The following is a 26,240-nucleotide window of genomic DNA, read 5'->3' on the forward strand; positions in this document are numbered from 1 at the left end:
CAAAAGTTAACGCTTTTTACTTTTGCCTTTAAACTTTTCACTTGATCAATCCCTAAGTCCTAATCCCTAATCCCTAATCATTACCGATTATGTCCCATCCACTTTATGTTGCCTTTATTTGGCATCAACATCAGCCGCTGTACAAGTCTCCTGACAGCGGCGTTTCACTTTCATCTACCCAACAATACAAGCTACCTTGGGTACGCTTGCACGGCACTAAAGATTATTTAGATTTAATATTAATCCTGGAACAATATCCCAAGTTACACCAAACGGTGAATTTGGTACCTTCTTTGATATTGCAATTAGAAGATTACATTGCTGGTACAGCTTTTGACCCTTATTTAACAGCCAGTTTAACTCCGGCAGAACAACTAACCAGGGAACAGCACGAATTTATTGTCCAACATTTCTTTGATGCCAATCACCACACGTTGATTGATCCGCATCCGCGTTATGCTGAGTTGTATCAACAAAGGCAAGACAAAGGACAAACTTGGTGTTTAGCAAATTGGGGTGTGCAAGATTACAGCGATTTGCTGGCTTGGCACAATTTAGCTTGGATAGATCCTTTGTTTTGGGATGACCCAGAAATTGCCGCTTGGTTAAAACAAGGGCGGAATTTTAGTTTAAGCGATCGCCAGCAAATTTACGCCAAACAACGCCAAATCTTAAGCCGCATTATTCCCCAACACCGGAAAATGCAGCAAACAGGGCAATTAGAAGTCACAACCACGCCCTATACTCACCCCATTATGCCTTTGCTGGCTGATACTAACTCTGGTCGGGTAGCAGTGCCGAATATGACCTTACCAGAGTATCGTTTTCAATGGGCAGAAGACATCCCCCGCCACCTACGCAAAGCCTGGGATATGTATACAGAGCGTTTTGGTCAAGAACCCAGAGGTTTATGGCCTTCGGAACAATCTGTTAGTCCAGAAGTATTGCCGTATATTATTAAACAAGGTTTTAAGTGGATTTGCTCAGATGAAGCCGTCTTGGGTTGGACACTGCGACACTTCTTCCATCGAGATGGTGCAGGGAACGTCCAGCAACCAGAAATGCTGTATCGACCTTATCGCTTAACAACCCCAGCCGGTGATTTAGCAATTGTTTTCCGCGACCATAGATTGTCTGATTTAATTGGCTTTACCTACGGGTCAATGCAGCCAAAACAAGCCGCCGCCAACTTAGTGGGACATCTGCAAGCGATCGCCAAAAAGCAGCGCGAAAACCCCAGCGAACAACCTTGGTTAGTCACCATTGCCTTAGATGGCGAAAATTGTTGGGAATTTTATCCCCAAGACGGCAAATTGTTCCTGGAAGCTTTGTATCAAAACCTGAGCAATGACCCCCAATTGCAACTTGTTACCGTCTCGGAATTTATCGAAAAATTCCCACCCACAGCCACTATCCCCCAAGAACAATTACACAGTGGTTCTTGGGTAGATGGTAGCTTCACAACTTGGATTGGCGATCCAGCAAAAAATAAAGCTTGGGACTACCTAACCCAAGCCAGAGCCGTGTTAGCCAGCCATCCAGAAGCCACCGAAGAAACCAACCCAGCCGCCTGGGAAGCTTTGTACGCGGCTGAAGGTTCAGACTGGTTTTGGTGGTTTGGGGAAGGACATTCTTCTAATCAAGATGCCATTTTTGACGAATTATTTCGAGAGCATCTGGCTGGCATTTACAAAGCCTTAAACGAACCTGTACCAGCCTATCTCTCTCAAGCTGTAGAAGTGCATGAAATTCGCGCTAACCATCTGCCAGAAAGCTTTATTCACCCCGTCATTGATGGCCGTGGTGACGAACAAGATTGGGACAAAGCCGGCAGAATCGAAGTTGGTGGTGCAAGAGGCACAATGCACAATAGCAGCCTCATCCAACGACTTTGGTATGGGGTAGATCACCTCAACTTTTATATCAGGTTGGACTTCAAAAGTGGTGTCAAACCAGGACAAGAATTACCGCCAGAATTAAATTTACTGTGGTTCTATCCTGATAAGACCATGCACAATAGCCCAATTCCCTTAAAAGATGTGCCGCAACAAGCACCAGTGAATTATTTGTATCATCACCATCTGGAAATTAATTTACTCACACAATCAGTACAGTTCCGCGAAGCCGCAGAAGATTATCAATGGCAACCCCGCTTTAGCCGCGCTCAAGTAGCTTTAGATACTTGTTTAGAATTATCAGTGCCTTGGGCAGATTTGCAAGTTCCGCCCGATTATCCCCTGCGCTTGGTTTTAGTTATGGCTGATAATGGGCGTTTTTCCGATTATTTGCCAGAAAATGCTTTGATTCCGATTGAAGTACCGTAGAGAAGTCTGAAGGCTGAAGTATGAAACAACTGCTTCAGTCTTTTATACTTTAAGTCTAACGGAATCAAGCGATCGCGTATCCATTCCCCTTGAGAGCGTCAAGTGTTGGTCAATAGAAGACTTTGAAAAAGTTTTACAAACAGGCAGTAATGATACTGGCAAAAAAATATTTTTAAAGTTAAATTGAAAACAATGCAGAGTAGCTGTTTTAAAACCATGAATCGCTTTTCTGAAAACATTACCCCTTTTCCAGACGAGTACAGTTTACAAAAAAATCAACTGGCTCGATTGTGTGGTTCTACGCAGCTATTCCGCGATCGCTACATGATATTGCGAATTTTAGGTAGAGGTGGCTTTGGCATTACCTTTTTAGCCAGAAACGCCCGCTTACCAGGAAGTCCTCTGTGTGTAATTAAACAACTTTGTCCTAAGACGACTAGTACTAAAAGTTGGGATAAAGCTTGTCAGCGGTTTGGACAAGAAGCTAAAACCCTAGCGCAACTTGGTAGTCATTCGCAAGTCCCTATGCTGTTAGACTACTTTGAAAAAAATGGTGAGTTTTATTTAGTGCAGGAATATGTGCGGGGTTGTACTTTAGCACGAGAAGTCAGACGTAATGGTGTGAAAACCGAAGCTGAAGTCAAGCTGTTTTTAAGAGAAATTCTACCGATATTGCAATATATCCATCAAAATCGGGTAATTCATCGAGATATTAAACCACAAAACTTGTTGCGCTGTGAAGATGACCAAAGATTAGTGATGATTGATTTTGGTGCAGTTAAAGAAAAGTTAGTTGATATTGAAGAAGACTCTGGTTACAAAACAGCCACGACTAATTTTGTCGGGACTATGGGGTTTGCACCGCCGGAACAGTTTGCGTTGCGGCCAGTTTACGCCAGTGATATCTATGCAGTAGGAGTAACTTGTCTTTATTTATTAACTGGTAAAGGGCCTTTAGACTTTGAACATGATACATCCACAGGGGAAATTAGTTGGCAAAAAGAAGTGAATATTAGTGATCACTTTGCCAGGATTTTAGGAAAAATGGTGAAGTTTTCGTTAGACGATCGCTTCAAGACTGTAGATGATGTGATTAAAGCATTAAATCTAGAGAAGAATTTACCTAATTTAAGCAACTGTTTAACCACAAAACCCCTGCGAACATTCCAGCCTCAACCCGAACCAACACCACCGACACCAACATACATCTCACCAACCGCCAAAACTGCGATCGCAATTCGAGAATGGAAAGCTAAACTCAACAATAAACAATTGCACCGTCAATTAAATTCTTATTTAACTTCAGTCTAAATATTAGAGTATTCCAACTATCCCCCTTATCTGCCTTGTCCCTAAATCTCATCTCGCCAGGAACGATTGCCTTAACCAATATCCAATCGTGCCGAATATGATAATAATTAATCCAGGCAAAAACCAGATACCTAAAGAGGGATTGGCTGTAGTTGCTAGATGGTAAATTTGCCATTCAATATATGCAGATAGGTAAACCATCTCAGTTTTTAACCAATTTAGCATCGAGCAAGCAATTTGATATTGCCGCAAAGCATTTACTTCAGTGATAGTAACTGCATAGTTAAATGTATGTGGGTAACGACTAATAAATGTTAAAAAGCTATAAGTTACTAAACTTAAAATTGGTAACAACCAAATAATTTTTTTACTCCCCCAACCATTAACTTTGCCATCAAATCCAAAATGAATGGGTATAGTTTCTGGTAACGCAAACCAAGTGTAAACTGCAAGACCAAATAATCCGGCAATTCCGGCGATCGCAATCCAGTTTAGTATTTGATCTGAAGAAGATTGAGGAATTACTAAACCAGGTCTATGACGACTCATATTATTACCTTTTTGAACGTAATTCAGTTCTAATCTATCTTGTCAAACAAGTAAATGGCAGAGCAAGCCAAGCAATTAATTTAGAGAGTAGAATTAGAATTAACAGATACACTGACGAAAACTGAAATCATCGATATTATTACGACAATAGCTGTTTACAAGTTTGCGTCTTTGAGTAGAGAGGAAGTAGAAGCTATGCTGGGACTAACTTTAGAAGAAACAAGAGTTTATCAAGAAGCAAAAGCTAAGGGTAGAGAAGAACAGAAAGCTGAAATTTTGAAAGCGGCCGTACCTCTGTTACTAAAAACAGGAATGAGTATAGAACAAATTGCTCAACAACTGAAGGTTGATGTAGAGTCTGTGCGGGTGGCTGTACAGGAGAGTTCATAGCTGGCGATCGCTCCTATAATATAGCTAATAAGCATACAATTAGCCTGCAAAGGCAGGCTTTGTTTTTATCATTCTTAGTACTCAGCACTTTTCATCGCCCTGTTTTCAATTCACACTGTTGAAAAATATAATTAACCGCCGCAAACAATTTATCTAGGTATTGAATAACATACAAATCTTTATTCCTAGTAAACACATCAGCAGTCAACTTGCCAAATTGCCAGATTTTGCCATTAGTCACAATTCCAAAAATGTCGCTGACAAAATCATCGTTAATTCTTTGGACTGCAATCATTTCAGCTAAACACTGTCCCCAACCTTCTTCAAATTTGTCTTGTTTAGCTTCTACTGTCAAAAAATATGGTTTATCAAATACAATTGTTCCTAGAGGATTGCGCTGGGTAACTGTATAATCTGGAATACCTGATAAATCTTCGTCATAAGTCAATGTTTCATGGCTCCAAAGTGTTAATTTACTACGGTAATGTTTCCAAACTTCTTTTAGAACTGGATAGATTAAATTTTCACAAATAGCATCTTCAGAATTATCTATAACTCCATCTATAAAGAGTAAATCCAACTCTTCTTGAAAAGATTGGGGAACAGGAAAATCTAATTCCAGCATAAAATTAGACTGGATATATTTGATTTGAAATTTCTTGATGACTGTACTAATACTTTTATAATTACTAAATGCCATATTAATCGAACTTGTTAGCTTAAACATCAGTAACTAGGAAATAATTTAACATAGATAAAGTTTAGCTAAATTGAGTCATGTCTGAGTTCAAAGAAAATATTGCTACTTTCGCCAGACAGTTTGTTCCCTCTTATCGATTCATTCGCACCCACGAATCTACACTTGGTAACAGTCATGAACTGCAAACAGAACTAAAGCCTCACTCAATTAAGGTTTTAACCTGGAATATTGCTAAAAATAACTTTGAAAAAACTTGGTTTAAAGATTTTTATCGCATTCTGCGACAGCACCAACCTGATTTAATCTTCTGCCAAGAGGTCAGAATGGGTGTAGGCGTGGAACAAATTATTGGGTTTAATAAATTGAGTTGGGCTTATGCGCCTAATTTTATTGATACCCATCATCAAACTTACTCAGGAATTTTAACAGCAGCTAATATCAGTCCTCTCAGCAAAAAAGCTATAGTTACTAAACACTATGAACCTTTAGTAAACACGCCCAAGGTTTCATTAATTACAGAATATTCTTTATCTCACCAGCACAAAACACTGTTAACTATTAATAGTCACTTAATTAATTTTGTAGATTTAAGCAAGTTTAAAACTCAATTACAAGAAATAGAGTTAGCATTATCTACACATCACGGGCCGATTATTTTTGCTGGTGATTTCAATACTTGGAACCGTCAAAGAGCCATACTTTTAGATAAAGCTGTAACTAAATTAGGGTTACAGTCGGTAGAATTTGCACCACATGAAAGTAAAAAGATTAAAAGGTTCCTTTTGTCACCCCCCCTAGATTATATTTTTTATCGAGGATTAACTGAAAGGTCAGCTAGTGCCAAAGTTTTAGACGAAATTAATTCATCCGATCACAAGCCATTGCTGGCAGAATTTAGTTATGTCGATATGTAAGAAATAAAGATGCTTGTAGACATTAGCATCCTCACTTTTTTTAGTGCAGCTACCGTTGTTGTTCATGCCTTGGGAATTGCCCATGCTGCCCATGCGGTAATGACTGTACGTTCTTCCCGTGGTGCGATCGCCTGGAGTATTTCGTTAGTTACATTTCCCTGGCTGGCGCTGCCTTTATACTGGATTTTAGGCAGAACTAAATTTCATGGCTATGCCGAAGCTTTACGTTCAGTCTTTTCGGAACATCAAAAATTAGTTCGCCAAGCATATAGTGAAATTACTAAATTTCAAGTTGCAGTTCCAGAAAGATTAAAATCACTAGAACTATTAGCAGCAACATTTACAGGCATTTCTTTTACATCGGGAAATGCGGCAGAATTACTCATTGATGGACAGCAAACATATCCAGCGATGTTAAGTGCGATCGCCTCTGCCAAAAACTATATTTTGCTGCAATCTTACATCGTTGATGACGATGAATCAGGTCATGAATTTCAAGCAGCTTTAATTGCAAAAGCACAGCAAGGCATTCGGGTTTATTTTCTCTACGATGAAATTGGTTCTAATAAATTACCGCGCACTTATATCAACTCTCTACGCCAAAATTTTATTCAAGTCAGTGCATTTCATACCACCAAAGGTAGAGGTAATCGTTTCCAGCTTAACTTTCGCAACCATCGCAAAATTTTAGTAGTCGATGGTGAAATTGCATTTACTGGGGGTTTAAATATTGGTAATGATTACGTCGGTAAAAATCGCCGTCTCAGTCCTTGGCGCGACACCCATCTAAAATTGCAAGGGCCGACAGTTCAAAGTCTACAAAGTTCTTTTTTGCAAGATTGGTATTGGGCAAATCGTAAAGTTATCGATGTTAATTGGCAAGTGCAACCCAACTGGGAAGCCAACCAAACAGCATTAATTTTACCCACAGGCCCTGCCGACAAACACAAAGCTTGTCAACTTTTTTTCGTGAATGCTATCAATCAAGCCCAAACTCGTCTGTGGATAGCGACTCCTTATTTTGTTCCAGATGATTCTACCCTCACAGCCTTAAAGTTAGCAGCAATGCGCGGTGTGGATGTCCGCATTATTTTACCAAACCGACCAGATCACTTATTTGTTTATCTTTGTTCCTTTTCTTATTACAACGAAATGAAGCCCATAAATATCAAGTTTTATCGCTACAAACATGGGTTTATGCACCAAAAAATTATCCTCATTGACAATGATTTAGCAGGAGTAGGCACAGTTAACTTGGATAATCGCTCATTCTTTCTCAACTTTGAAGTTATGAGTTTTATGATCAATGCTCAATTTGTCAAGAGCGTTGAGAAAATGCTAAAAACCGATTTAGCGGCTGCTGTCACTGTAGATTTTGCTGAATATGATAGAAAACCTTTGTGGTTCAAGTTAGCTGTGAGAATCTCTCGTTTACTCACCCCCTTGTTGTAAACTCATTTCATAATCTCTTTGCGTCTGTGCGTTTCTGTATGAGACTCAGAATTTGCTCAACTCCAACTTCGGAGAGAAAGAATAAACTTAAGTATTGGGAATTCTCGGAGGGGTTTCAGGGTGGCTTTTGATGAACGTGTAGTAACAGAACAAATTCATCCACAAGATATTTCTTGGCCATTCTGGCCGATTGTGCCACTTTACCCATATAGCAGACGGCGGACAATTCGCAAAGAAGTCATCAAAGACACCATCTGGACTTTTGACCAATTGCAAGGCATTTTTTATGTTGTTGTGCCGATTCGGATGACAGTTGTCAGACTAGATGCTGGTGGTTTATTGGTTTATGCGCCTGTCGCACCAACAAAAGAATGTCTGCAAATGATGCAGGAGTTAGTTGCAGAACATGGTGATGTGAAATATATTATTTTGCCAACTATTTCTGGTATTGAACATAAGGTTTTCGTCGGCCCCTTCGCCAGATGCTTTGCCAATGCACAGGTATTTGTCGCCCCAAATCAATGGAGTTTCCCGCTAAATTTACCCTTGAGTTGGTTGGGTTTACCTGGAAAACGCACTCAAGTATTGCCAGAATATAGTAGTCAAGCGCCTTTTGGTGATGAGTTTGACTATGCAATTTTGAAAACGATTGATTTAGGCCCAGGTAAGTTTACAGAAGTGGCATTTCTGCACAAGCGATCGCACACTTTATTAGTCACAGATGCAGTAGTATCTATACCAGAAGAACCACCTGCGATCGTTCAACTCGACCCTTATCCTTTACTCTTCCACGCCAAAGAAAAAGGTTCTGATGTTGTTGCTGATAATCAAGCTAACCGCTGCAAAGGATGGCAACGCATCACTTTATTTGCTTTATACTTTCAACCCAGCGTTTTAGATGTACCCGCCTGGGGCGAAGTCTTCCGCGATGCCCTTAAAGCCCCAGAACGTTCCCGCAAAGCTTATTTTGGTTTATTTCCCTTTAAATGGCAAAATAACTGGCAAAGGTCATTTCAGGCCTTGCGCGGCGATGGGCGTTTATTTGTCGCGCCCGTTTTGCAAGCTCTCATTCTCAACCGCGCACCCAGAGAAACACTGGATTGGGCTGATAAAGTTGCTAGTTGGGATTTTCAGTGGATTATTCCCTGTCATTTTGATGCACCAATTAAAGCCCAACCGCAGCAATTTCGCCAAGCATTCTCTTTTTTAGAAAAGCAACCAGTTGCAAGTGCAGGCTTGTTTAACAGTAGTAGTTATCCTTTACCAGAGGATGATTTTAAACTTCTCCGTGATATTGATGCAGGTTTAAATCAAACTGGTATTGTCCCGCCAGCGAAGGAGAAAATTTGAGGTTGTCTTTGGTTATTAGAGACTTTTAATTAGAGGAATTATGGAATTATTTGGGGATAAGGGAGACAAGGAGGACAAGGGAGTAATGTTTCTACCCCCTCTACCTTGTCTACCTTGCCTAATAAAACTCAATACTTTCCTATCAAAAACAAATGCGATTACGCCCATTTTTCTTCGCTTCTCTCACTTTATCGCTGGCACGCTGTAAAAAAGAAACAAGGTCATTTTCATCCATAAGTTCAACAACCCCAATACTGGTGGTGAGTTGGAACTGTTGACCATTGTAGGCTGTAATAATTTCCTCACTCAGAGCGAGGCGAATTCGTTCGGCTATCTGACATCCTGTATTCAGGTCAGTGTTAGACATAACAATACAAAATTCTTCTCCACCGTAGCGTGTCACCCAATCTCCCGCTCTGATATGAGTTTTAAATACTTGTGCAGCAGTTTTTAAAGCTTGGTCACCTGTGGGAAAACCATAGGTGCGATTGACTGCACCAAAATGATCTAAATCTAAAAGTAAGATTGTGAGTTGTTGCTGATATTTATGAGCTTTTTCGATTTCACGCGCCAGTAATCTATCGAGATAGCGACGATTAAATACTTCCGTCAAACCATCAAGTTCGGCTTCGACGCGGTATTTATTGGCTAATCGACTGGCTTTCAGCACCATTTCACTAATCATCCGTTCTGCGGTGACACGAATGCGATGCTCAAAATCAGTTATGAGTTTATCTTGTCCCGAAGCATCGGCGATCGCATCAAATTCTTCAGAAGTGACAACTTGATTACGCCCTTTTTGCTTGGCTGCATATATACATTGATTAATTTCTTGCCATAATTGCTCAATCGAAGCATGTCCTAACATCGAAACCACACCAAAGGAAGCAGTGAGACGCACAGAAGACATAGCATTGGGGTTAAATTCATGAGTTTCGATTTGAGTTCTGAGAAACTCTGCAAAGGCTTTCCCTTGCTCAATACTCCCACGCATACAAATAGCAAATTTATCACCGCCTGTCCGCGCCACAATTCCTGCACCTAATGAGTACTTTTGCAGAATTTGTCCAATCTCTTGTAATATCTGATCTCCTGTAATGTGACCATAGCGATCGTTAATAAACTTAAAACGGTCAATATCTAAATAAATCAAAGATATCGGCTCAATATCTTCATTAGATGTTAAAAGATTGATTGCATAATCATTAAATTTACGAAAATTAGCAATTCCTGTTAATTTATCAAGATTAAATAAATGCTTTTGTTGATTGTGCCAAAAACTGCGCTGTAAACGTAGACCAATTTGCTGATTAATTGCATCATATTGACAGGTTTCATCTTCTGCTTCTAACCAACTAAGCGCAGCCGATTCTTGATCAATCGTATCTACTAATAATACTGTCGGTTTCCCAACAGTAGTATACAGATGTCTGACTTTATCTAGGCTTTCAACAACGCTAAAGTCGAGTACAATAACGTCAAAATCTTGCTCAAATAAGCTGGAACTATCAACCGTAATCCACTCAAAATTGAGGGGCATATTTGTTGATTCAGGTAAATCTATTGAACTACACCAAGCAACTCGAATTGCTTTCGTTTGTTCATTCATTAATTTTAAACTTTAGTAACCGATAACAGTATATAGTTAACTTAAAGTTTAACAAGTAAATTCAGCTATGACTAAAACAAGTACTGTCCTATGAAAATATACGTAGTCTGGGCATTGTTACCTCAAAGCAAATTAGCTGATTACTACATTAAAAAATCAAGTTATTTAAGCTGAAGTTACTAGCAATGAAGTTGCTGATTGTGGCTAAAGTGCTAAAAATTGAGTTGCCATTTAAGCCATCAATGTCAAATTGAATCAAAGTACTTGACTCAGATTGTATGCCTCGAATATAACCATCAGCAATGGGATCAATACCTGTGTAATTCAAATGAGTCAAGAGAGTTTGTACTGCTAAAAAATCATCGACACTGTTGAAATCTGTAATAGGATCAATACCCTCACCCTGACTGGAAAAGACGAATTTTTTACTACCAGTACCACCAGTTAGGCGATCGCTACCCACACCGCTAACCACTATATCATTACCACCAACTAGAGTGCCATTGCCATCTCGACCGTTGAGGTTGTCATTATGATCGCCACCAGACAGTTGATTATCCACTCCCGTACCTTCAAATATTGTTTGGTTGGCACTACTCAGCCCAACTATTGGGACATCAATAATAGGTACACCAACATCTTTCAATATGGCAACATTAAGTGAAGAAATATTATAGCGAAATCCTCGATAAAATTTGACACCATTCATTAAATCTCTAATCAGATTAACTCCTGGTCTAGAACCATCATTTCCTACATGAGTGATGTTACCAAAGGTCAAAGGTACAGGAGAGCCATAAACACTAGTTGCTTGTTTTCCTACAAAGAAAAAATTACTGCCATCAAAAACAACTTTTTCATCAAATGTAGATTGATAATTACCTGAAAGTGTGCCATCAAAATTATCTTTCCAGGCGTTAAAACCAAAGACATGGCCAAATTCATGAAGTAATAAAGAAACGGCATCTGTTTTATTAATGGGTACAGATGTAGTTCTTGTTACTGGGTCGGGGTCAAACCATAATTCTTTAACTAGATAATCAGGATTAAAGTTAAATTCAATGTCAGGCGTAGCACCATTAGGATCAACCCCTGTGCGAATTTCTGAGATTGCACCTGGTTCATATACTGACAAAGTGCCATTTTTATGTACAAAAGATGAAGTTAAACTTCTACCTGTCGCTGTGGGTTCGGGATTAGAAAAATTAACAATAATTTCTAAGTCGGCATTACCTGTAATATATTTGTCCCAACTAGCTCCAGCCGCTAATATATGAGATTTGATGGCAGAGTAATAGGCAGAAAATTTTCCTGATGGATCATTAAAGGTAATATTAAAATTGAGTACATCTGGATCTGATGTTTCCACAGCACTGGCGTAAGCTCCGTTAATATTGCCCAGAACTTTACTATCAATGACTTCAATTTGCCTCAATTGAAAAAAATCGCCGCTTTGCCACTGCGATCGCCTATTTTTTGTAATACTACGATTGTATTCTTTACCAAAAGCACTATCAAACAAGTTCCAGAAGTTATTTAAACTAGAAAAAGCAGACAGTTGATTTTGTGCCAACCCCAGGCCAGGATTGAATAAGTCACTCATAAATGCTCTTGGTTATGTAAGCTAAAAATTGATGACTATAAAGGTTGAAGAAGAATTATAAAAAATACTGATGATCAATTCAGTTATATTTCAGGTTTTATAAAATCAGCAATAAATACAAATTTATTTTTATCAGTAACTTCTATATTTCAAGGTTATTTTGCTAAAGAAATCATGTCTAAAAATAAACCATGCAAATCAATTTTTTAAAATTATCTCAATTTTTCACCCGCAATCCTGAATTTAGCTGTTGATATTTTAAGCTTGAGATGAGATTTATTCTTTTGATAAAACAATAAACATATTACATTAGGTAATTGAATATCAACAACTGTTGAATTTAAGTAAGTAGACTAAAAAACAAATTTATGTATATATCAGTAAATACGGATAAAATCAAATTGTAATGTTTCAGCTAAAGTTGTATTAGCAGCGATCGCATTATTCATACTGTTCTCCTTTAGCTATCAATATCAAGTTACTAAATTTTATTAATGCACTGAATCTTGGGCTTCGTAGTATAATCTGGTCGCTATGCGAAACATTTCTTGACCTGTGTGCAGATAGCGATCGTCATAGTTCATAGGGAAGTATGCTAGTTCTTCTATGCCATCGGCTACTTGATTGAGGCTGTAGTAGAGATGTGCCGCAGTTCTGGCTAAACTGGGGGGATTAGGCAAAGAGCGAAAAATAACTTGAGCTTGCTTAATTTCTTCTCGACAAGTATCTAAATATTCCTGAAATTCTTCTAATAATTGATCATCAAAAGGATCGGCGGCTAATTGCTCAATTTGCTCTTCTAGGGAATCAAGCACTTCACCAAGAACGCTGTTAACTGGTTGATAAATTAAACGTAGCCATTCTTCAACTTGTTCATCAGCATTTTTCCCTGATTTCCTGGTAGCTTGGTAATGTTTTTGCGCCGATGCTGCTCGTTGTTGGCGATTTTGAGATTCATCTTGCAATTTTTGGTCATAGTCAAGGCGACTTTGACTGTCACCTAAGACTTCATAGGCAGCGTTGATGCGGATAATTTCATCTTTATCGGCTGTTTCTTGATTGCTGTCAGGATGAAATAATTTTACCAAGCGGCGATAAGCTTGTTTTATCTCCGCTTGGCTGGCATTACGATTAATTTTAAGAGTTTCGTAGTGGTTCTCAGTGTGTTTGGAGTTAACCATTAGTCTAAGTAATTGTTAGCTGACACTGGTAGTTATTTTTGCTTCCAGGTCTTGGAACAATGGTGTACTTAAATACCTTTCGCCAAAACTGGGCTGAATCATCACAATTAAGCGTCCGGCGTTTTCTGGGCGTTGGGCAACTTTAATTGCAGCGCATAAAGCCGCACCACTAGAAATTCCTGATAATAAACCTTCTTCTCTAGCTAACCTTCGTCCATAAGCGATCGCTTCTTCATCAGTCACAGTAATTACTTCATCAATCAACTTCATCTTTAAAACTTGCGGCACAAACCCCGCGCAATTCCTTGGATTTTGTGCGCCCCTGGTTGTCCGCCTGATAAAACTGGGCTATTGGCTGGTTCAACTGCGATCGCCTGAAAACTTGGTTTCCGTGCTTTTAGGACTTCTGCTACACCAGTAATCGTACCACCTGTACCTACTCCAGCAACAATCATATCTACCTGACCCTCGGTATCTTCCCAAATTTCTTCGGCGGTTGTTTCTCGATGAATTTTGGCATTCGCCGGATTGCGAAATTGCTGCAACATATATGCGTGTGGTGTAGTATTAACTATTTCCTGGGCGCGGCGAATCGCACCACCCATACCTTCAAGCCCCGGAGTCAATTCTAATTCTGCGCCATAAGCGCGTAACATCGCCCGTCGTTCGCCACTCATGGTATCAGGCATTGTCAAAATTAAGCGATAACCCTTAGCTGCGGCTACCATTGCTAGGGCGATTCCGGTATTCCCAGAAGTTGGTTCTACTAATACAGTCTTTCCGGGAGAAATCAATCCCTCGGCTTCGGCTGCATTAATCATGCTAATCCCAATGCGGTCTTTGACTGATGCTGATGGGTTCAGACTTTCTAGCTTGACTAATATTTGTGCTACACATCCCTCAGCCTGGGGAATGCGATTTAACTGTACTAAGGGCGTACGACCAATAATTTCTGTAATGTTACGGGCAATTCGCATAATATTCCTTTGTAATTAGTCAATAGTCAAAAGTCCACAGTCAAGAGTAAAAACTGTTGACCATTGACTATTGACTATTGACTATTGACTAATAACTAAATGTAGTACATGATGTCTAGCTGTTTACGGGCATCTCTTTTTTCACAAAGATCCTGGAGTGTATAATTTTGTAAAACAGCATTTGCAGCTAAACAGGCTTCTTGCCAGATTTCATCGACAACGGCACTATCTACACTTTTGACATTGGAAGTTTCTTCGCTTACACGTACATCCAAACCTTCTAAGCATTCTAAAACTTCATATATCGTAATTTTCCAAGGTTCTTTCGACAACAGATAACCACCTTTAGAGCCGCGTTGACTCTTGATGATACCCCCACGTCTCAAGGTTGCCAGAAGTTGTTCTAAATAGCGATCGGGTATGTTTTGTTGAGCTGCGATTTGCCGAATTTGCATCGGTTCACCGTTTTCGTAATGAGTTGCCATTTCGATGAGGGCAAGAATTGCGTATTCTGATTTACACGATAGTTCCACAGGCTGTCATTAAAGTTGAAGTATGAGGTATGAAGTATGAAATATATATCTTTCACACTTCTTTTAGTATACTCCGGTTCATTGCTGGGGTTTTTGGATTAATGCGATTAACGTTGAAGAAGGTAGGAGGGAAGTTAAATAAATCCAATATGACGCAACATCAGCAACACCGTATCAGTCACAATAATTAGCTACAAGTCTCTGGGGATGTGAGGAATGTCAAATCTTGTCAAACGCCAATCGCGTCAACTCAAAAAACGCCGCCCTTTTGGTTTATTTTTGGTCATTGTAGCTTGGAGTCTGGTGATGGGTTGGCTATTTGCGTCAGCAAGTAGTGTTTACAGTGCGACTCCTACTTCAGAAATCGGCACAGTTGATGTAGTTCCGGCTGCATACGAGCTAGGACAAGAACTATACATCGAAAATTGTGGTAAATGTCATCTAGCCATCCCGCCACAGGTTTTACCTACCCAAACCTGGAAAAATCTTTTAGAAGACTCCCAGCACTATGGTATACAACTCCAGCCATTAGTTGATCCGCCGCGAATTGTGGTGTGGCGATATCTGGCTAATTTCTCTCGCAGCCAACGAAATGATGAAGAAACACCCTATCGATTGAATAAATCGCGTTTATTCAAAGCTTTGCATCCCAAAGTTGATTTACCCCGTCCCTTACAAATCAGTAGTTGTGTTAGCTGTCATCCCAGCGCCGAGGAATTTAATTTTCGTCGCCTGTCTGCCGAATGGGAAAATTCTAATTGAACAGGACTGCCAAAAATGGGTGTAAGAGTGTAAGGGTGTGGGGTGTAAGGGTTTTAGATACACCCCTAAACTAGACTGTCAGGGTTTTGAACATCTTCTGATTTTTGTCGCCACAGCTAGTATAGATGAAGTCAGGCGATCGCACTTAGTTAAATTTTATTAGGTAATATTTTATCTGTATTTTTTGTCAATAAAATTATTTCCACTAATAAATTAGACTTCTAAAAAAAGTCATAATTTCTACTTTTCCTTTGCGCCTTTGCGCCTTTGCGCGAGAAAAACCTATAGGGTAGGTGGTTAAACTAGTGTTTCATCGCTGGATACTGTTTTAAAACCTGCTGTAAATATTGCCCAGTATAAGACTGAGGATGCTTCGCTACATCTTCCGGCGTTCCGAAAGCAATGACTTCGCCGCCTTTGTCACCGCCTTCTGGCCCCAAATCTATCACCCAGTCAGCGCAACGAATTACATCTAAATTGTGTTCAATTACTAAAATTGAATTGCCTTTATCTACCAGTCTTTGCAACACATCTAATAATTTATGCACATCATAAAAAGATAATCCCGTTGTGGGTTCATCAATTAAATAAAGTGTCTTACCAGTGGCGCGACGAGATAATTCTGTGGCTAATTTAACGCGCTGTGCTTCGCCACCAGATAAGGTAGTTGCGGGTTGTCCAAGTTGGACGTAACCCAAGCCAACATCGACTAATGTTTGTAGTCTTGTCACCGCTTTCGGAATATTTTGGAAAAAGTCTAAACTTTCCTCAACTGTCATGTTGAGAACATCAGAAATAGACTTATCTTTGTATTTGACTTGCAAAGTGTCACGGTTATATCTTGCACCTTTACAAACTTCGCACTGTACATATACATCAGGTAAAAAGTTCATTTCAATGACGTTCACACCTTGCCCACTGCAAGCTTCACAACGTCCACCTTTAACGTTAAAAGAAAATTGTCCGGGTTTGTAACCTCTGGCTTTAGCTTCGACAGTTTGCGAGAAAACATCTCGAATTACATCAAAAACACCTGTGTAAGTTGCAGGGTTAGAACGTGGTGTGCGTCCGATAGGAGATTGATCAATTACAATTGCTTTATCAACTGCATTTAAGCCTTGAATTTTTTCTAATTCTTTCGGTAAAGGTACTTTTTTGGTGAGGTGATGTTGTAGAGATGGGTAAAGTAATTCGTTAATTAAAGTAGATTTACCCGAACCAGAAACACCAGTCACGGCGACAAGTTTACCGAGGGGAATTTCTACATCGATATTTCTTAAGTTATTACGATGGGCATTTTTAATAATTAAACTGCGTCCATTACCTTCGCGGCGTTCAGCTGGTGTTTGAATAACTTTTCTTCCTGATAAGTATGCACCTGTTAATGATTTTTCTGCTGTTAATAATGCTGGTAAATCGCCTTGGGCAATTATATGTCCGCCATGAATACCTGCGCCGGGGCCAATATCAACTAAATAGTCAGCCGCGCGGATAGTTTCTTCATCATGCTCAACTACAATTAATGTATTGCCTAAATCGCGTAATTTAATTAAAGTTTTGAGCAATCTACCGTTATCTCGTTGATGCAAACCAATACTTGGTTCGTCTAAAACGTAGAGAACTCCTGTTAAGCCAGAACCGATTTGTGTGGCGAGGCGAATGCGTTGCGCTTCCCCACCAGAGAGAGTCATGGCGGGACGGTCTAGGGTGAGATAATCTAAGCCAACATCTAACAAAAATTGCAATCTAGCTTTGATTTCACGCAAGACTAAATCAGCAATTTGCATTTGACGATCGCTTAATTTTAACTTTTCAACTCGCTCCCGACAATCTCTAATTGATACCCCTGTTAAATCTAAAATTCCATATTGTCCCAACTTCACGGCTAAGGCTTCGGGTTTTAAGCGTTTTCCACCGCAAACTTCACAGGGTTGGTCGATTAAATATTGTTCTAATTTTTGTTTAATTAACTCAGAACCACCTTCATATTGCCGTTGTAATATTGGCAAAACACCTTTAAACTGAGTTTTCGCATTTTCTTTGTTATTCTCTTCGCCGTTTAAAATAATTTGCTGTTGTTCTGCTGACAACTTATGCCAATTGGTTTGTAATTCAAAGCCGTAAGCTTGACCCAAACTATACAGTAATTCCAAATAATAAGAATTTTCCTTTTCTGACCAAGGCGCGATCGCAGCGTATACTGGTGCTTCAGGATCAGGGATCACTAACTCCGCCGAAAATCTTCTTAAAGTCCCGATACCGTGACAGTGCGGACACGCGCCGTAGGGAGAATTGAACGAAAACAACCGTGGCGATAACTCCTCCATCACCGCGCCATGTTCAGGACAGGCGAAATTTTCCGAAAATACCAATTCTTCTTCTTTTGCTTCTGGATTATCAGTAGCCGGACTGACCAGGATAGTTGCAATGCCTTCCGATTGCTTTAAACACGTAGATAAAGAATCAACTAAACGCTCTTGTATACCGTCTTTTTTTACCAAACGGTCAATGACGACTTCAATTATGTGGGTAATATTTTTATCTAATTCAATCGAGTCTGACAGTTCCCGCACTTCGCCATCAACTCGTACCCGTACAAAACCTTGAGAAGCTAAACTTGATAACAGCTTGCGGTGTGTCCCTTTTTTACCCCGCACCACAGGCGCAAGAATTTGAAACTTGGTGCGGTCTGGTAAATCCATGATGCGGTCTACCATCTCATCGATAGTTTGGGGTGCAATACAGCGATCGCATATCGGACAATGGGGTTCACCAGCCCGACCAAACAACAGCCGCAGATAGTCGTAAATTTCTGTTACCGTCCCCACAGTGGAACGGGGGTTATGCGAGGTAGATTTTTGGTCAATCGATATCGCCGGACTTAAACCTTCAATGGCTTCCACATCCGGCTTGTTTAACTGTCCTAAAAATTGTCTGGCGTAAGCACTGAGAGATTCCACATAACGCCGTTGACCCTCAGCAAAAATCGTATCAAAGGCCAGCGAAGATTTACCCGAACCTGATACACCAGTGAATACTATCAGGCGATCGCGCGGCAACTCCAAGTCAATATTCTTCAGATTATGCTGCCTCGCACCCCGAATCCTAATGGTATTTTGGCTATTCTGGTTAATTTGGGGAAGATGTCCATTTAGGAGGGATGCAGCGGCTAACTTGTTATCTGACATATTGGCAGGCTGATAAGTGGGAGGCAGTATGAAACAGTTCTTAATAATACTATTTTTACTCACCTAATACCAGAACAATAGTACTATTTGAAGTAGTGATTGCCCATATTACTACTACAGACATCCGCCTATGTCTGCTAATTTAAAGGCATCACAATTAAACATCCTGCTGAGGGCGAAGCTATGGTAACGCAAATCCAACCGCAGACCCAACCAGAAGTTATCTACCCAGATAGTGACGGACAACCAGTGGCAAATAACACCATACAGTTTCGATGGATTGTCGAAATCAAGCAAAATATCGATTGGCTATTTGCAGCTGATCCCAATGTATTTGTTGCTGGAGACTTGTTTTGGTATCCCGTTGAAGGACGCAATAAAATTTTCAATGCTCCTGATGTTATGGTCGTTCTTGGTAGACCCAAAGGAGATAGATTATCTTACCTGCAATGGAAAGAAGGCGGAATTCCTCCCCAGATAGTATTTGAAATCCTTTCACCTAGTAATACTCAAATTGAAATGGACAAAAAATTACTTTTCTATGACCGTTATGGTGTGGAAGAGTATTACATTTACGATCCTGACAGCAATAGCTTACAGGGTTGGTTACGTGGTGAAGATGGATTAGATGTCATACCCCAGATGGAAGACTGGGTGAGTCCTCGGTTAAAAATCCGCTTTGTACCATCTCCCGAAAGTTTACAACTATATCGCCCCGATGGAGAGAGTTTTTTAAGCTATGCAGAAATTTCCCAACGCTTAGAACAAGAACGCCAACGTGCCGAACAAGAACACCAACGCGCCGAACAAGCAGAACAGGCAAGACGCAATGCAATTCCTCAACTATTACAAATGGGTTTAAGCATAGAACAAGTCGCCCAAGCTTTGAGTTTGTCTGTGGAAGAAGTGCAAAGGATGTCTTAAAGCAACGCCCACTAGTCGGGAAAATTAGGGGACGGATGATAAATTGCAAGTCACTTGATAATCACTAGGGCGATAGCGTTATTTATGGCAGCAATATCTGAAATATGCTTGTTTCTGTCTCGGCAAAATTTGTGTATCTGCCAATTTCGCGCTGTAGCTGACGTTTAAATCTGCGAAAAATACTGATTTCAATTGTTATATTAAGTTTTATAACTATTAGACGAAATTCTCTCCAATGATAGATGTCTTCATTAGAATTTAAACTGTGTCAAGTTATAAACAAGATCGGATTACTACACTACCGTTTCCGAGAAAATTGCGATTTACTGAACGTAGACAGAAAGAGGTTCTGATTTCAACAGTTACTTTAATGTCCTATTGTACCTTAGTCAGAACAAGATTTTTCCGGTACGTGTGGTTGTCACGTTGTATATATTCATCAGAAAGGTGAATAACCTCAATAACATAGAGGCTAAACCATGAAGGTATTCGATAATACCACAAAAAAAAATTTTTCTGGCAAGCTGGGTTTCACTCAATTCGGCAGAGGTTAGCAAAACCTATGTAACCCAGTTACACAGTCCTAGTTCTCACTCAGGCTTTGATATTTTCTTACCCCTGCGGCAGTGGTTAAACAATATAGAAGTCCGCGATCGCGAATTAGCTCATCGTTTGTGCCAACTGATCCCCGCTCAATGTCCTTTTGAACGCGATATCAAATTATTCGGCAAAACAATACTACACATCCCGCCAATGTGCAAACTCAACCCTTTATATGAGGAAGTCGTGAGTTTGCGTTTCCGCGCCTTGTGCTATTTAGCTGATGAATGCGGCGAGGATGTTTCCCAGTACTGTTAATACAATCAATATTCAATGGTTAATAGTCCATAGTCAAAGTTAATTACTCTTGACTATGGACTATTGACTTTGAACTACTAACTATTTTTTCTGCCATTTACGGATTGCTTCTTGAGCATCTTCGTAAACAGATGTCTCTTCTGGAACTAAGGTGGCGGTAGCAATGGCGGACTGAAGATCACCTTCAGCAGCACGAGTTTTGGCTAGGTCTAAGATTTTCTCGCTCCATTTATTGATTGATTTTTGAGCCAGATCAAACCCTGGCTGACCTTGGGGAACGCGCTTGGCTACTTCAATGGCACGATTGTATGTAGAGGCTTGCTCTGGCTTAATTAAGGCATTAGCCGCATCTAATAAAGTTTTGTTAGCGAGATATTGCTTGGCTTCTTGTCGCCACTGTTTAATTACTGCTTGGGCTTGGGGATAAAGGGAGCTTTCTTTGCTGATTAATTGTGCGGCGGCAATCGCATTGGTATATTGTCTTTGCTTGGCACGACCCTCGGCTAAATTGAGGATCATGTTACTCCAAATATTGATATTTTCTTGAGCTTGTTCGTAAAGTGGCTCACCTGGCAGAATTTTTCGTGCAGTTGCGATCGCTAAACTCAAGTCACTGGCTTGAGTTTGTCTCAGAGACATTTTCGCCAAGTCTAATACAGCCTGATTGCGCTTCTTCGACTCAGAAAGGGAAGCTATTTGAGCAGCAGACTGATTTTTCGTGGGAATTACTTGTTCATTTTCATGGGACTTTGCCGATAAAGCTTCTCGACCTGCCGCAAACTTTTCTTGATTGCGGAGAAAAACTACTGTCACTAAAGCAGCTATTAACATCATACCTCCGCCCCAAAAGAAAAATTGTTGCCACCATAAGGTGTTGGCTTTTTTCTTCGATAAACGTGAGATGTAAGGTTGAGGAACATCGGGAATGAATCTTCCTGCACTTGTTTCTGGGGAAGGGATCGCTAATTGGGGTTGCTGGTCGCCATATTCTTCGTTGGCAATTAAGTCGGGTGATGTAGAAAGTTGTGCTTCCCCGAAAGTAAAGTTGGGAAACTTCAAATCTGGTAATCTGGCACCAACAGCCGACTGTAAAACTGATGCTTCTCCCCAAATCCCAATATGCGGCGAATTTACGGGATTTTTGGTTGATGTTGGTGCTAAAGGGGGAGCAGCTAAAGCCACAGCAAAGTTTTCTTCAGAAAAAATACTACCTTCAGCTTCAGTTGCTTCTAATTCATGGGTTGCGGCTTCTGTTGGTTCCAGTGTGCTGGGAACTTCTGTAACTGGGTGATTCACCTCTGACTGTGGCAAGATAACAAAAGATTTAGCAGGTAATATCGCCACTGGATTTTGTGTCGGTCGCCAATAGTGTTGGCATAATTCTGGCGTGAACACATTTAAATAGCTGTTTAAATCTGCCAAACTGCTGCCATGACCAGAACGTAACGCTGCTAACAAAGCCGCAGTAAAAAATCCGTAACCCAGCTCACTACTTTCACGAGAAAATTGCTCTGGTTCGCAAGATAGAATCGTTGCTAATTGTAATTCTTGCGCTATTTCAATGGTTTCTTGTCCAACAGTTGCATCTGCTTGCGTACTGGAAGCACGGTTAATATCAAGCAGCACTACAGCATTCAGTTCCGCTATATGGAGGCTTTGCAAGAGCGATCGCATTTCGATGGCAGTTTCCTGCATTAACTCAGGATTGCCTTCCACTGGCATTAAATAATCTTGGCCTGCATGGTTAACACCATAACCACTAAAGAAAAACCACAGATAATCCCCTGGTTGCCAACAAGCTGCGGCTAAATCTTCTAACAACAGCAGAATATTTTCTTTTGTGGGATAGGTAGACCTATCACCAATTGGCGGCGAAGTATCTGTCATTAATAGACAGCGTTGGGGTGAAAAACCTGCTTCTTGAACCAAAAAATCTTTTAGCGCCTCGGCATCAGCTTGGGCGCAACGTAAAGGTTGAAAAAATTGATATTGATTGATGCCGATCGCGATCGCCCAGTGATTTGCCATCCCGCTATTTGTAGGTTGTGGTTGACTTGCCTAAAATTGCGGTTGGCTTTGCCGAAAGAACAAAGCTAACCTATGTCTTATAGTCTCGAAATTTCATCAGAAATTTCCAAGACTAAGTAATTTTTATTGCCTTTAATTTCAGTAAAAATTCTTAGACAATTCAATTACAGGCCATTAATTAGTAAGGAGCTTTCAGGTTATGACCAAGAATGTTGCTAATCAACAATCATCGATCATTTCCTTTTTATTTATTAGCCAAGTTACCAAACAAATCCGGATATTTCCATTAATATTTTTGCTCTTTTCTAGCCTACCTGTATGGATTGTGGCAGAAATCATTTCACCACAGATGGTAAGAGCTTACACCGCTAGAGTTGATTTAATTATTGATAGATTACCTGATGAAAACTATGAAACTACACTGCGGAGAGCCGAAGCCACAGCTAGAGCCGCCGCACAACGCAGTTTTGACCAAGATATATTAGCTACAGATGTATCGATTATTGTTTCCGTACAAAGCTACGGTGCGATCGCACCAATTTTAGCTTTAGAAGTCAGCCGTCCCCAATGGCGTTCCCGTCCGGATGCTCAACTTTGGGCGACTTACTTTAAAACTGCGCGATCGCTATTATTTTTTGAACAAACCCCCACTAACCCCGTCAATATTGCCCCCATCAACACTGTTGCACCAGCAACCACCACACCGTGACGAGAAAGTGCTGAGGTGAAAGTGCTGAGTGCTGAGTAACAATACTAGCCCCTAGCCTCTAACCTCTAGCTTCTCACTTGTGAATTACGGGTAGACCATTGCAGATGCCAAGAGATGGCTTAGAATAGAAAGGTTGTCAAAAATTGCGATATCCGCTACTATGGCTGTCCCTAAGAAGAAAACATCCAAATCTAAACGCGATAAACGTCGAGCTACTTGGAGACATAAAGCTGCTATTGAAGCCCAAAAAGCTTTGTCTCTGGGCAAGTCTATTTTGACTGGACGTTCTACATTTGTCTATCCTACTGCTGAAGAAGAGGAAGAAGAATCATAATTTCCGATTAGGAAAAACCCTAGCATCACCGAAGATTTGAGCGGTGACTTTTACCGCTCAGGCTTTCTGGTATTTGAGCAAAAGTTTTTCCAAAATTGCTTCCACTCATTAATAGTTTATGCCTATTGTGCAGCAAGTAATCGGATACATAAAAAATCGGTAATGAATAATTTGGAAAATCCATTATCCATTACCTATTACCCATGACTGATGATCAGATAATCATAATCACACAGTAAATTATCTGGATATCCTAACGATGTAGGTGTTCAGCAAAATTAATATTTCTTCTCTGTCTGAGTCTAGTTGTTGATGCTCAGGCGCTCTGCCACACTCACAATAAGGTTTAGATCATCATCTCGAAATAGCTAAGTGTTTCAATTAACCTGATTTTGCTGAGAATATGTTAGGCAAGTTTTTTCAAAAGCCAGATAAAGAACAGGGTGAACGTGTCCCACCTGGACAGCACCTCGCTAAAGGATTCCCTGTGCTAACTTATGGTGCAACACCCAAAGTCAATATCGAAGAGTGGGAATTTCGCGTTTGGGGTTCGGCTAAACCGACTGTTTTCACTTGGTCAGACTTTATGGCGCTACCACAGCACGAATTTACAGCAGATTTTCACTGTGTTACCCGTTGGTCAAAACTGGATGTCAAGTGGACTGGCATTAAGGTAACAGATTTTATGAATTTGATAGAGGTAGAAGAAGAAGCCGCCCACATCATGGAACATTGCTATGGTGGCTACACTACTAATATCGCCATTGAAGATTTTATCCGCGAGGAAAATTTCTTTGCTTTTCAATTATTTGGAGAGCCATTACCCGCAGAACATGGTGGCCCCCTGCGGTTAGTTGTTCCCCATCTCTACGCTTGGAAAAGTGCCAAGTGGATTAATGGTTTAGAATTTCTCAAGAAAGAAGAACTGGGTTTTTGGGAACGTAACGGCTATCATCGCCGGGGTGAACCTTGGGCAGAAGAACGTTATAGCAGTAGTTTTTGATTTTAGAATTTTGTTAAATGAGAGACGTTGCATTGCAACGTCTCTTGTTTTTTACTTGATTAATCGCTTCAAAAAGCCTAATTTGTCTTGATATGGAGCGTAACGCCATTTTAAATCTAGCCAGAAGGAGTTACGTAACACGCTTTTATGGTGGGAAAAGGTGTCAAAACCCGCTTTACCATGATAATTACCAATACCACTATCACCTACACCACCAAAGGGTAAAGATGAGACACCAAGGTGCATTACTGTGTCGTTCAGACAAACACCACCAGAAGAAGTTTCTTGTAAAACTCGCTGTTGCAGATTTTTATTTTGAGAGAATAGGTACAAAGCTAAGGGTTTTGGTTTGGAATTAATTAAGGCGATCGCTTCTGTAATATCTGTATATTCAATTACAGGTAAAATTGGCCCAAAAATTTCTTCCTGCATTACGGGATCTGTTAAGGAGACTTGATCAATAATGGTCGGAGCAATGTAGCGTTCTTCTAGTTTGCTTTCGCCACCAGCAACAATTTCACCTTTATCAAGCAGTTTAATTAATCTTTCGCAGTGTTTTTGACTGATAATTCTGGCATAATCAGCACTATCGTATGGGTTTTCACCATAAAACTCTGTGAGAGTTTTTTTCAAGCCATTAATTAAATCTGGTTTAATTTTTTTATCAACTAAAAGATAATCTGGGGCAACGCAAGTTTGTCCAGCATTAATAAATTTACCCCAAGTAATCCGTCTAACGGTATGCTCTAAATTAATATCAGTATCAACAATACAAGGGCTTTTGCCACCTAATTCTAAAGTTACTGGGGTGAGATGTTTTGCGGCTGCTTCCATAACAATTCTGCCCACAGTCGCACCACCAGTAAAAAAAGATGTGGTCAAATTTTTCTGCAAGTAACTTTTGACTGGCTTCTACACCACCTTCCACTACAGTGATATACTCCGGTTCAAAATATTTAGCCATCATCTTGGCTAACAAACTAGAGGTAGCAGGGGCAATTTCCGAAGGCTTGAGAATCGCGCAATTACCTGCGGCGATCGCACCGACTAAGGGTGCAATAATTAAATTAAAGGGATAATTCCAAGGGCCGATAATTAAAACAACTCCTAAAGGTTCAGCATAAATTTTAGCTGAATAAGAAAAAAACTCGATTGGCACTTCTGCTTTCTGTGGTTTAGCCCAAGAGTGCAAATGTTTAATAGCATAATCAATTTCTTTAGTAACACCAATTTCTGTTGCGTAAGACTCAAATTCTGGTTTCTGGAAATCTGCTTTTAAAGCTTTTACAATATCAGTTTCGTTATCAATTATTGCTTGTTTGAGAGTTCTAAGTTTTTCTATCCGAAAAGCTACATCTTTTGTTTTATCCGTTTGAAAAAATTGACGTTGCTGAGTAATCAGTTTAGCAATATTAGATAATTCAGCAGTAATCATGATGTTATCCTCTAATATTTTATCGAGAGGCTGAGATTCCCGAATTCTTTAAGAAGCTGGGTATCTTGTTATTCATAAATGATTTAGGACTGCTAAGGATCATAAT

General features: G+C 40.1%; 18 protein-coding genes and 4 pseudogenes. 12 read left to right on the plus strand and 10 right to left on the minus strand.

The genetic code is table 11. The features are described from left to right. The first annotated feature begins 89 nt into the window (after positions 1-89). Both ACX27_RS14085 and ACX27_RS14090 read left to right on the plus strand, forming a co-directional pair. The gene (locus ACX27_RS14085; protein WP_062293462.1) at positions 90-2,324 is read left to right on the plus strand and encodes a glycoside hydrolase family 57 protein; all 2,235 of its coding nucleotides are present in this window, start codon (positions 90-92) and stop codon (positions 2,322-2,324) included. A 216-nt stretch (positions 2,325-2,540) separates the two neighbouring features. Next, a complete protein-coding gene (locus ACX27_RS14090) occupies positions 2,541-3,635 on the plus strand; it encodes a serine/threonine-protein kinase (RefSeq protein ID WP_062293464.1) in 1,095 nt (364 codons plus the stop codon). Positions 3,636-3,683: 48 nt separating this feature from the next. Here ACX27_RS14090 and ACX27_RS14095 read toward each other — a convergent pair whose 3' ends face one another. After that, entirely contained in the window at positions 3,684-4,184 is a 501-nt protein-coding gene (locus ACX27_RS14095; RefSeq protein WP_062293468.1) for a DUF1648 domain-containing protein, read from the minus strand. 54 nt (positions 4,185-4,238) lie between these two features. On the opposite strand from ACX27_RS14095, the pseudogene ACX27_RS35730 reads away from it, so the two are divergent. Further along, a pseudogene (locus ACX27_RS35730) lies at positions 4,239-4,574 on the plus strand (DUF2887 domain-containing protein); the annotation flags it as partial. Between the two features lie 91 nt (positions 4,575-4,665). On the opposite strand, the gene ACX27_RS14105 reads toward ACX27_RS35730, so the two are convergent. After that, a complete protein-coding gene (locus ACX27_RS14105) occupies positions 4,666-5,274 on the minus strand; it encodes a hypothetical protein (RefSeq protein ID WP_062293473.1) in 609 nt (202 codons plus the stop codon). 77 nt (positions 5,275-5,351) lie between these two features. On the opposite strand from ACX27_RS14105, the gene ACX27_RS14110 reads away from it, so the two are divergent. From ACX27_RS14110 to ACX27_RS14120, 3 genes are all read left to right on the plus strand, one after another. Further along, complete coding sequence (locus ACX27_RS14110) at positions 5,352-6,188, plus strand: endonuclease/exonuclease/phosphatase family protein (protein ID WP_062293475.1); 837 nt, start codon at positions 5,352-5,354, stop codon at positions 6,186-6,188. A gap of 9 nt (positions 6,189-6,197) precedes the next feature. Continuing rightward, the gene (gene cls, locus ACX27_RS14115; protein WP_062293478.1) at positions 6,198-7,640 is read left to right on the plus strand and encodes a cardiolipin synthase; all 1,443 of its coding nucleotides are present in this window, start codon (positions 6,198-6,200) and stop codon (positions 7,638-7,640) included. A 120-nt stretch (positions 7,641-7,760) separates the two neighbouring features. Continuing rightward, a complete protein-coding gene (locus ACX27_RS14120) occupies positions 7,761-8,990 on the plus strand; it encodes a DUF4336 domain-containing protein (protein ID WP_062293481.1) in 1,230 nt (409 codons plus the stop codon). Between the two features lie 142 nt (positions 8,991-9,132). Here the strand turns inward: ACX27_RS14120 and ACX27_RS14125 are convergent, their stop codons facing one another. From ACX27_RS14125 to ACX27_RS14145, 5 genes and pseudogenes are all read right to left on the minus strand, one after another. Next, positions 9,133-10,599, minus strand: coding sequence for a diguanylate cyclase (locus ACX27_RS14125; RefSeq protein ID WP_062293484.1), 1,467 nt, complete (start codon positions 10,597-10,599; stop codon positions 9,133-9,135). Between the two features lie 148 nt (positions 10,600-10,747). After that, positions 10,748-12,202 carry a calcium-binding protein gene (locus ACX27_RS14130; protein ID WP_062293487.1) on the minus strand — a complete coding sequence of 485 codons (1,455 nt, stop codon included), beginning with the start codon at positions 12,200-12,202 and terminating at the stop codon, positions 10,748-10,750. Between the two features lie 491 nt (positions 12,203-12,693). Beyond that, the gene (locus tag ACX27_RS14135; protein WP_062293490.1) at positions 12,694-13,383 is read right to left on the minus strand and encodes a J domain-containing protein; all 690 of its coding nucleotides are present in this window, start codon (positions 13,381-13,383) and stop codon (positions 12,694-12,696) included. 15 nt (positions 13,384-13,398) lie between these two features. Continuing rightward, a pseudogene (gene cysK, locus ACX27_RS14140) lies at positions 13,399-14,360 on the minus strand (cysteine synthase A). A gap of 95 nt (positions 14,361-14,455) precedes the next feature. After that, a complete protein-coding gene (locus ACX27_RS14145) occupies positions 14,456-14,893 on the minus strand; it encodes an RrF2 family transcriptional regulator (protein WP_062293493.1) in 438 nt (145 codons plus the stop codon). A gap of 216 nt (positions 14,894-15,109) precedes the next feature. Here ACX27_RS14145 and ACX27_RS14150 point away from each other — a divergent pair, with 216 nt between their 5' ends. Beyond that, positions 15,110-15,655, plus strand: a complete 546-nt coding sequence (locus ACX27_RS14150) for a cytochrome C (RefSeq protein ID WP_062293496.1) — start codon at positions 15,110-15,112, stop codon at positions 15,653-15,655. A 302-nt stretch (positions 15,656-15,957) separates the two neighbouring features. Here ACX27_RS14150 and uvrA read toward each other — a convergent pair whose 3' ends face one another. Further along, complete coding sequence (gene uvrA / locus ACX27_RS14155) at positions 15,958-18,843, minus strand: excinuclease ABC subunit UvrA (RefSeq protein WP_062293499.1); 2,886 nt, start codon at positions 18,841-18,843, stop codon at positions 15,958-15,960. Positions 18,844-19,026: 183 nt separating this feature from the next. Here uvrA and ACX27_RS14160 point away from each other — a divergent pair, with 183 nt between their 5' ends. Continuing rightward, a complete protein-coding gene (locus ACX27_RS14160) occupies positions 19,027-19,767 on the plus strand; it encodes a Uma2 family endonuclease (RefSeq protein ID WP_062293502.1) in 741 nt (246 codons plus the stop codon). Between the two features lie 479 nt (positions 19,768-20,246). Then, positions 20,247-20,625 (plus strand): annotated as a pseudogene (locus ACX27_RS30915) (Mo-dependent nitrogenase C-terminal domain-containing protein). An 81-nt stretch (positions 20,626-20,706) separates the two neighbouring features. Here ACX27_RS30915 and ACX27_RS14165 read toward each other — a convergent pair. Then, positions 20,707-22,653 (minus strand): caspase family protein, encoded by a 1,947-nt coding sequence (locus tag ACX27_RS14165; protein WP_062293505.1) that lies wholly within the window; start codon positions 22,651-22,653, stop codon positions 20,707-20,709. A 199-nt stretch (positions 22,654-22,852) separates the two neighbouring features. On the opposite strand from ACX27_RS14165, the gene ACX27_RS14170 reads away from it, so the two are divergent. From ACX27_RS14170 to ACX27_RS14180, 3 genes are all read left to right on the plus strand, one after another. Next, positions 22,853-23,362, plus strand: a complete 510-nt coding sequence (locus tag ACX27_RS14170) for a hypothetical protein (protein WP_062293508.1) — start codon at positions 22,853-22,855, stop codon at positions 23,360-23,362. Positions 23,363-23,522: 160 nt separating this feature from the next. Next, positions 23,523-23,696 carry a 50S ribosomal protein L32 gene (gene rpmF / locus ACX27_RS14175; protein ID WP_062293511.1) on the plus strand — a complete coding sequence of 58 codons (174 nt, stop codon included), beginning with the start codon at positions 23,523-23,525 and terminating at the stop codon, positions 23,694-23,696. A 403-nt stretch (positions 23,697-24,099) separates the two neighbouring features. Then, positions 24,100-24,699: a sulfite oxidase-like oxidoreductase gene (locus ACX27_RS14180; protein ID WP_062293514.1), complete on the plus strand. Its 600-nt coding sequence runs from the start codon at positions 24,100-24,102 to the stop codon at positions 24,697-24,699. A gap of 51 nt (positions 24,700-24,750) precedes the next feature. On the opposite strand, the pseudogene ACX27_RS14185 reads toward ACX27_RS14180, so the two are convergent. Next, positions 24,751-26,134, minus strand: a pseudogene (locus ACX27_RS14185) (aldehyde dehydrogenase). Between the last annotated feature and the right edge of the window lie 106 nt (positions 26,135-26,240).

The sequence above is a fragment of the Nostoc piscinale CENA21 genome, assembly GCF_001298445.1.
Taxonomy (GTDB): Bacteria; Cyanobacteriota; Cyanobacteriia; order Cyanobacteriales; family Nostocaceae; genus Nostoc_B; species Nostoc_B piscinale_A.

Excerpts from the sequence above, each read along its gene's own strand:
- ACX27_RS14125 (WP_062293484.1), bottom strand. The coding sequence starts at position 10,599 with ATGAATGAACAAACGAAAGCAATTCGAGTTGCTTGGTGTAGTTCAATA.
- rpmF (WP_062293511.1), top strand. The coding sequence starts at position 23,523 with ATGGCTGTCCCTAAGAAGAAAACATCCAAATCTAAACGCGATAAACGT.
- ACX27_RS14110 (WP_062293475.1), top strand. The coding sequence starts at position 5,352 with ATGTCTGAGTTCAAAGAAAATATTGCTACTTTCGCCAGACAGTTTGTT.
- ACX27_RS14180 (WP_062293514.1), top strand. The coding sequence starts at position 24,100 with ATGTTAGGCAAGTTTTTTCAAAAGCCAGATAAAGAACAGGGTGAACGT.
- ACX27_RS14095 (WP_062293468.1), bottom strand. The coding sequence starts at position 4,184 with ATGAGTCGTCATAGACCTGGTTTAGTAATTCCTCAATCTTCTTCAGAT.
- cls (WP_062293478.1), top strand. The coding sequence starts at position 6,198 with ATGCTTGTAGACATTAGCATCCTCACTTTTTTTAGTGCAGCTACCGTT.
- ACX27_RS14085 (WP_062293462.1), top strand. The coding sequence starts at position 90 with ATGTCCCATCCACTTTATGTTGCCTTTATTTGGCATCAACATCAGCCG.
- ACX27_RS14150 (WP_062293496.1), top strand. The coding sequence starts at position 15,110 with ATGTCAAATCTTGTCAAACGCCAATCGCGTCAACTCAAAAAACGCCGC.
- uvrA (WP_062293499.1), bottom strand. The coding sequence starts at position 18,843 with ATGTCAGATAACAAGTTAGCCGCTGCATCCCTCCTAAATGGACATCTT.
- ACX27_RS14130 (WP_062293487.1), bottom strand. The coding sequence starts at position 12,202 with ATGAGTGACTTATTCAATCCTGGCCTGGGGTTGGCACAAAATCAACTG.
- ACX27_RS14170 (WP_062293508.1), top strand. The coding sequence starts at position 22,853 with ATGACCAAGAATGTTGCTAATCAACAATCATCGATCATTTCCTTTTTA.
- ACX27_RS14165 (WP_062293505.1), bottom strand. The coding sequence starts at position 22,653 with ATGGCAAATCACTGGGCGATCGCGATCGGCATCAATCAATATCAATTT.
- ACX27_RS14090 (WP_062293464.1), top strand. The coding sequence starts at position 2,541 with ATGAATCGCTTTTCTGAAAACATTACCCCTTTTCCAGACGAGTACAGT.
- ACX27_RS14105 (WP_062293473.1), bottom strand. The coding sequence starts at position 5,274 with ATGGCATTTAGTAATTATAAAAGTATTAGTACAGTCATCAAGAAATTT.
- ACX27_RS14135 (WP_062293490.1), bottom strand. The coding sequence starts at position 13,383 with ATGGTTAACTCCAAACACACTGAGAACCACTACGAAACTCTTAAAATT.
- ACX27_RS14160 (WP_062293502.1), top strand. The coding sequence starts at position 19,027 with ATGGTAACGCAAATCCAACCGCAGACCCAACCAGAAGTTATCTACCCA.